4 protein-coding genes are annotated in these 6,188 nt (G+C 71.0%); 2 read left to right on the plus strand and 2 right to left on the minus strand.

Annotated elements, in window-relative coordinates:
• Positions 1 to 86: 86 nt before the first annotated feature.
• Positions 87 to 2,009 carry an NAD(P)H-dependent oxidoreductase subunit E gene (locus KBI44_21015; protein ID MBP9146966.1) on the minus strand — a complete coding sequence of 641 codons (1,923 nt, stop codon included), beginning with the start codon at positions 2,007 to 2,009 and terminating at the stop codon, positions 87 to 89.
• Entirely contained in the window at positions 2,010 to 3,992 is a 1,983-nt protein-coding gene (locus tag KBI44_21020) for a molybdopterin-dependent oxidoreductase (protein ID MBP9146967.1), read from the minus strand.
• Positions 3,993 to 4,064: 72 nt separating this feature from the next.
• Between KBI44_21020 and fdhD the strand changes: the two genes are divergently transcribed.
• Both fdhD and KBI44_21030 read left to right on the plus strand, forming a co-directional pair.
• Positions 4,065 to 4,901 carry a formate dehydrogenase accessory sulfurtransferase FdhD gene (gene fdhD, locus KBI44_21025; protein MBP9146968.1) on the plus strand — a complete coding sequence of 279 codons (837 nt, stop codon included), beginning with the start codon at positions 4,065 to 4,067 and terminating at the stop codon, positions 4,899 to 4,901.
• 95 nt (positions 4,902 to 4,996) lie between these two features.
• Positions 4,997 to 6,188, plus strand: a 1,192-nt coding sequence (locus KBI44_21030; protein ID MBP9146969.1) for a sulfatase, incomplete at its 3' end; no start/stop codon positions are given.

The raw sequence follows: 6,188 nt of genomic DNA on the forward strand, positions 1-6,188 counted from the left end.
CGCGACCGTCGCCGGCTGCGGACGCGCGGGAACCTCGGGGACGCGCGGCGACCGCGCCGGCGGCTGGAACCAGATCGGGTCGGTGGTCATGATCCCTCTTCGAGGTGGGCGCGCTCGGGCGTGGAAGGTGCGCCGGAAAACGGATCGAACAGCGCCAGCCCCGACGCGATGGCGGTGGAGGCGGTCTGGCCTAGGCCGCAGATCGAGGCGTCACGCATCGCCTGCGCGAGCTCGCCGAAGAGCTCCATCTCCCGGGCGCGATCGCCGAGCGGGGCGCCGCGCCGCAGGCGCTCCAGGAGCTCTTCCTGCCGGACCGTGCCGACGCGGCAGGGGACGCACTGGCCGCACGACTCGTGGCGGAAGAAGCTGGCGATCCGCAGGAGCGCGTCGCCCAGATCGGCCGCCTCGCTGTAGACCAGGACGACGCCGGAGCCGAGCGTCGTACCGGCGGCGCGCGTGCCTTCGAAGGTGAGCGGCATCGCGAGCCGGTCCGGGCCAACGAAGCTGCCGGCGGCGCCGCCGAGGAGTATCGCGCGGAGCGGCCTGGCGCCCTGCACGCCGCCGGCCAGCTCGAGGAGCTCGCCCAGGGTGGCGCCGAACGGCACCTCGTAGAGACCGGGGCGTTGCACCTCGCCGGAGAGGCAGAAGAGCTTCGTCCCGGACGATTCGGGCGTGCCGGTGGCGCAAAACGCCTCGCCGCCCTCGAGCAGGATCCAGGGCACGTTGGCGAGCGTCTCGACGTTGTTGACCAGCGTCGGCTTCCCGAAGACGCCGACCTCGACCGGGAAGGGCGGCTTCGAACGCGGCTCGCCGCGCAGGCCTTCGATCGAATTGAAGAGTGCCGTCTCTTCGCCGCAGATGTAGGCGCCGGCGCCGCGGCGGATCTCGATGTCGAAGTGGAAGTCGGCACCGGCGACAGCCTCGCCCAGGAGCCCCGCCGCGCGCGCCGCCCGGATCGCGTGTCGCAGCCGGGTTTCGGCCAGCGGATACTCGCCGCGCAGGTAGATCATCCCTTCCGTCGCGCCGCAGGCGAAGCCGGCGATCGTCATCGCCTCGACGATCGCGAAGGGGTCCTCTTCGAGCAGCACGCGGTCCTTGAAGGTGCCGGGCTCCGACTCGTCGGCGTTGCAGATCACGTAGCGCCGCGGCTCTGCGGCGCGAGCGACCGCCTCCCACTTGCGGCCCGCGGGAAAGGCGGCGCCGCCGCGCCCGACGAGCTTCGAAGCGGTGACCTCGGCGATGACGCCGGCGGCCCCTAGCGCCATCGCCCGGCGCAGCGCGCGATAGCCGCCCGCGGCCCGGTAGTCGTCGAGGCTCGCCGGGTCGACGATGCCGACCCGCGACAGGAGCTTGAGCCCGGCGCTTCCGGCCTGGGGTACCGAGCGCCGCAGCACCTGCAGGCGCGCGGCGGGGGCGATGAAGAGCTCGGTGGTGTCGCCCTCGAGAGCGCGCGCGACGGCGGCGGCGTCGCGGATCGGACCCAGTGTCGCCGTATGGCGCGTCGCGCCGGCGTGCACCGCGAGCGCCGCCGGCGCGCGCTCGCACAGGCCGAGGCAGGGGCTGCGAATCCACGTGCCGCCGCCGGGGACCACCGGCTCGCCGGCCGGGCCGAGCTCGCGCTCGAGCCGGGAGCAGAGCTCTTCGGCGCCGCGCAGCCGGCAGGCGAGGTCGTCGCAGACGTGGGCGACCGCGAGCGGGCGCGGCGCGGTCGAGAACAGGTGGTAGAAGGTGACGACGCCCCAGGCGTCGGCGGGCGGCACGGTGAGCCGCTGGCAGATGTAGTTGAGCGCCCCTTCGCTCACCCAGCCGACGCGATCCTGGACGGCATGGAGAGCCGGCAGGAGGAGGTCCCTCTGGTCGCGCGCCGCCCGGCCGCCGTGGGCGCTCCTCCCGTCGCGTTCGATGTTGCGCGCGGCGCCCTCCCAGCCGGAGGAGGCGGTGCCGAGGAGGCTGTCGACGGCGGCCCTTTCTTCGTGCGTCGGCTCGGCGCCGTGTACCTGGATGTCCATCTAGCCTTTCCCCGTGAGCTCGGAGATCTCCAGCGGTGAGGGCAAGTCCGGCTGCAGGATCGGCTCGATACGAATCGCCGCCGCCTTGAACTCGGCCGTGCCGGAGACCGGGTCGACGGCGTCGATCGTCAGCAGATTCGTCGCCACCTCTTCCGGGAAATGGAAGGTCATGAAGGTGAGGCCCGGGCGCAGCGCCGGGTCGATGTGGATCGGAGTTTCGAGACTGCCGCGCCGCGATGTGACCCGCACGAGGTCGCCGTTCGTCACTGCGAGGCGGGCGGCGTCCTCGGGAGAGAGATCGAGCGTCTCGCCGCGCCGGGTCGGCGAGGCGTAGCTGCCGGTCTGGACGCCCGTGTTGTACTCGGCGAGACGCCGCCCGGTGGTGAGGCGGAACGGGAAGTCGGCGTCGAGGCGGTCGACCGGCGGGTCGTTCTCCAGGACGTGGAATGGCGCGCGCCGTCCGACGACCGGCCGTTCCCAGAGGCGGCCGTGCAGGAAGAGCTCTCCGGGATGAGTCTCGTCGTAGCACGGCCACTGCAGGCCGCTCTCGGCTTCGAGGCGGGCGTAGCTCATCCCGGCGTGCGCGGGCGAGAGCCTCCGCACTTCGTTCCAGATCGACTCCGAGTCGGGCCGCCCCCAGTCGTGACCCATGCGCCGCGCGAGGGCGAACAGGATGTCGAGGTCGTCGCGCGCGCCTTCGGGGGGAGGGATCGCCATCCGCACCCGCTGCACGCGGCGTTCGCTCGAGGTCACCGTGCCCTCGGACTCGCACCAGCCGGCCGCCGCCGGGAAGACGACGTCGGCGACCTCGGCGGTGGCGGTGAGCGAGATGTCCTGCACCACCAGGCAGTCGAGTCCCTCGAGGAGCCGCCGCGTGCGCACCTGATCGGCCTCGCTGCGCATCGGGTTCTCGCCGATGACGTAGAGCGCCTTCATCGCGCCGTGCTCCATCGCCTCGAACATGCCGGAGAGGTGGAGTCCCTTCTTCGGCGGAATCGTGACCCCCCAGGCGCGCTCGAAGGCGGCGCGCAGGGGAGCGTTCTCGACGTGCTGGAAACCGGCGAGCCGGTCGGGGATCGCCCCCATGTCGCCGCCGCCCTGGACGTTGTTCTGCCCGCGCAGCGGATTCAACCCCGAGCCGTACCGGCCGACGTGGCCGCACAGCAGCGCCAGGTTGATGAGCGCGAGGACGTTGTCCACCGCGTTGTGGTGCTCGGTGATGCCGAGCGTCCAGCAGATCATGGCGCGTGGCGCGGTCGCGAAGGCGTGCGCGATCTCGCGGATGACCGCCGCCGGGACGCCGGTCTCCTTCTCGCCGCGCGCGAGGGTCCAGGTGGCGACATGCGCACGGAAAGCCTCGATGCCGCTGGTTGCGTTCTCGATGAACTCCCTGTGCTCGAGGCCGGCGGCGAGGATCTCGTGCGCGATCGTGTTGGCGAGCGCGATGTCCGAGCCGACGTCGAGTCCGGCCCAGAGGTCGGCCCATTGCGCCGAGGTCGTGCGGCGCGGATCGATCGCGATGAGCTTCGCGCCGCGGTGGACGCCCTGGAGCAGATGATGGAAGAAGATCGGGTGCGTCTCGCGGGCGTTCGATCCCCACAGGAGGACGCAGTCCGTCTCCTCGATCTCCCTGTAGGAGCTCGTTCCGCCACCCGCTCCGAACACCGTCGCCAGACCGGCGACGCTAGGGGCGTGTCAGGTGCGGTTGCAGCTGTCGACGTTGTTCGTGCCGATGGCGACGCGGGTGAACTTCTGGGCGATGAAGTTCATCTCGTTCGTCGTCTTCGAGCAGCTGAACATGCCGAAGCCCTGCGGCCCCTTGTCGGCGACGACGGCCTTGAAGCCTGCCGCCGCGCGGTCGAGAGCCTCGTCCCAGGTCGCCGGGCGAAGACTCTCACCCTTGGAATCGCGAATGAGGGGCACGGTCAAGCGGGCGTTCTGGGGCGCGTTCGGACGGCCGTTCCGGCGCTGGTTGCTGGACATGCGGAAAAGGCTAACATGTTAGGGATGACGTCGCTGCCCCGTTCTCCCGCTGCCGCTTCACCCGGCGCCGCCATGACGGATGGGAGACCGCAGCCAGACGACCAGCCCGCCGCACGCCAGTGGCTGGAGACTCCCGTGCGGCGCCTGCGCAGCGGCCGGGTCGACACCGCGCTCGACCGGGTGGCCGTCGAGGCGCCGCTCGAGATCCGTCTGGGAGATCGCCCGTTCACCGTGCTCATGCGCACTCCGGGGAGCGACGAAGAGCTCGTCGCGGGTTTCCTCTACAGCGAGGGGATCGTGCGCAGCGCCTCGGAGATCCTCGCCCTCGGCCACCCGGAGGCACTCCTCGACGGCGATTGCCGGAACGTCGTGGCGGTCGAGCTCGCCCCCGGCACCTCGGCGACCGCGCGCAGCTTCTACGCCTCGGCGAGCTGCGGGGTGTGCGGCAAGAGCTCGATCGCCGACCTCGCGATCCAGGCTCGGCCCGTGGTCTCGGGCCTCGGCGTCGGGCGCGCCCGGCTCGAGTCCCTCCCCGATCGCCTGCGCGCGGCGCAGCCGGTCTTCGCCGAGACCGGCGGCCTCCATGGCGCGGCGCTCTTCGACGCCGCCGGGACGCTCCTCGCCGCGCGCGAGGACATCGGCCGCCACAATGCGGTCGACAAGCTCATCGGCTGGGCGCTCGAACACCGGCTCCTGCCGCTCTCCGAAACCGTGCTGGTGGTCTCCGGCCGGCTCGGCTTCGAGATCGTCCAGAAGGCGATCGTCGCCGGCATTCCGCTCGTCGCCTCGGTCGGCGCCGCCTCATCGATCGCCGTCCATCTGGCCGAGAGCTTCGGCCTCACTCTCGCTACCTTCGTCAAGCCGGGCAACGTGAATCTCTACGGCAGCATCGAGCGGGTGATCCCATGATCGTGGACTCGGGCGACTCGAAAAGTGCGAAGAACAGGGATCGTCCCAGAGCTTCTTCTTCCCGTTTTCTCACGCGGGTCGGCAAGGCTGCCGCGATGGCGGCCCTGCTTTCGTTCATGGCGTGTGCGCGCACGCCGGGCGGCGCCTCCGACGCCCAGGCGAGCGTCATCCTCATCGTCGTCGACACGCTCCGTGCCGATCATCTGAGCCTGGGCGGCTACGCGCGGCCGACGTCGCCGCGTCTCGAAGAGTACGCCAGGCGCGGCGTCTACTTCGAACGCTTCTATTCGCACGCCTCCTGGACACGCCCGTCGATCGCGACGCTGCTGACGTCGCTTCATTCGCGATCCCACGGCGTCGTCGATACCGGCCGGGGACTCGCGAGGGATCTCGAGACGATGCCCGAGATCCTGAAGGACGCGGGCTACGGCACCTACGCCTTCGTCGCCAGCCCGCAGATTCACCCCGAGCTGGGCTTCGCCCAGGGCTTCGACGAGTTCTTTCCTCTCTTTCGGGCCGCCCCTGGGGGCGTCGACGTCCTGCCCCAGGATCTGGCCGCGAGTGTCCCGGACGCCGAGGTGCTGGCGAAGGTCCTCGCAGAGCTGCCACGGATGGAGAAGACGCCCTATTTCGCCTACGTCCATCTGCTCGATCCGCACGGCCCCTACGAGCCCGCTGCCGCCGACCGCGAGGCGTTTACCGACCCCGACTACTCCGGACGGATCAGCGGGCGGATCGAAGACTTCGCGAAAGTGTCGCGCCTCGCGGCGAAACCCGCCGAGCTCGCCCAGTTCGTCGGGCTCTACGACGGCGAGGTTCGGGGCACCGACCGCGCGCTAGGCGAGTTCTTCGACGCCCTCGACCGCGCCGGGCGTCTGGCCGACACCCACGTCCTCGTGACCGCCGACCACGGTGAGGAGTTCCTCGAGCACGGCGGCACGGGCCACGGACGCAAGCTCTTCGAAGAGTCGATCCACATTCCGCTCCTCTGGCTCGGTCCGGAACTCCCCCGGGGCCGGCGTGTCCCCGAGGTGGGCGGCCTGGTCGACATCCTGCCGACGCTTCTCGACGTCCTGGGGATCCCTTCGTCCGGGCTCGATCTCGACGGCGAGAGTCTCCGGTCGCTGTGGACGACGGATTCGCCACCGGGGACGCGGGCCGTCCTGCTCGAGGAGTTCACCGGCAGCTCCGAGCGGGTGCACGGACGCGACATGCCGTTCGTCGGACGAGGACTGATCCAGGGTCGCCAGAAGCTCCTCACGGGTCCGGTCCGCCTCGACCAACGCC

The organism is Thermoanaerobaculia bacterium, from assembly GCA_018057705.1.
In the GTDB taxonomy this organism is placed as follows: domain Bacteria; phylum Acidobacteriota; class Thermoanaerobaculia; order Multivoradales; family JAGPDF01; genus JAGPDF01.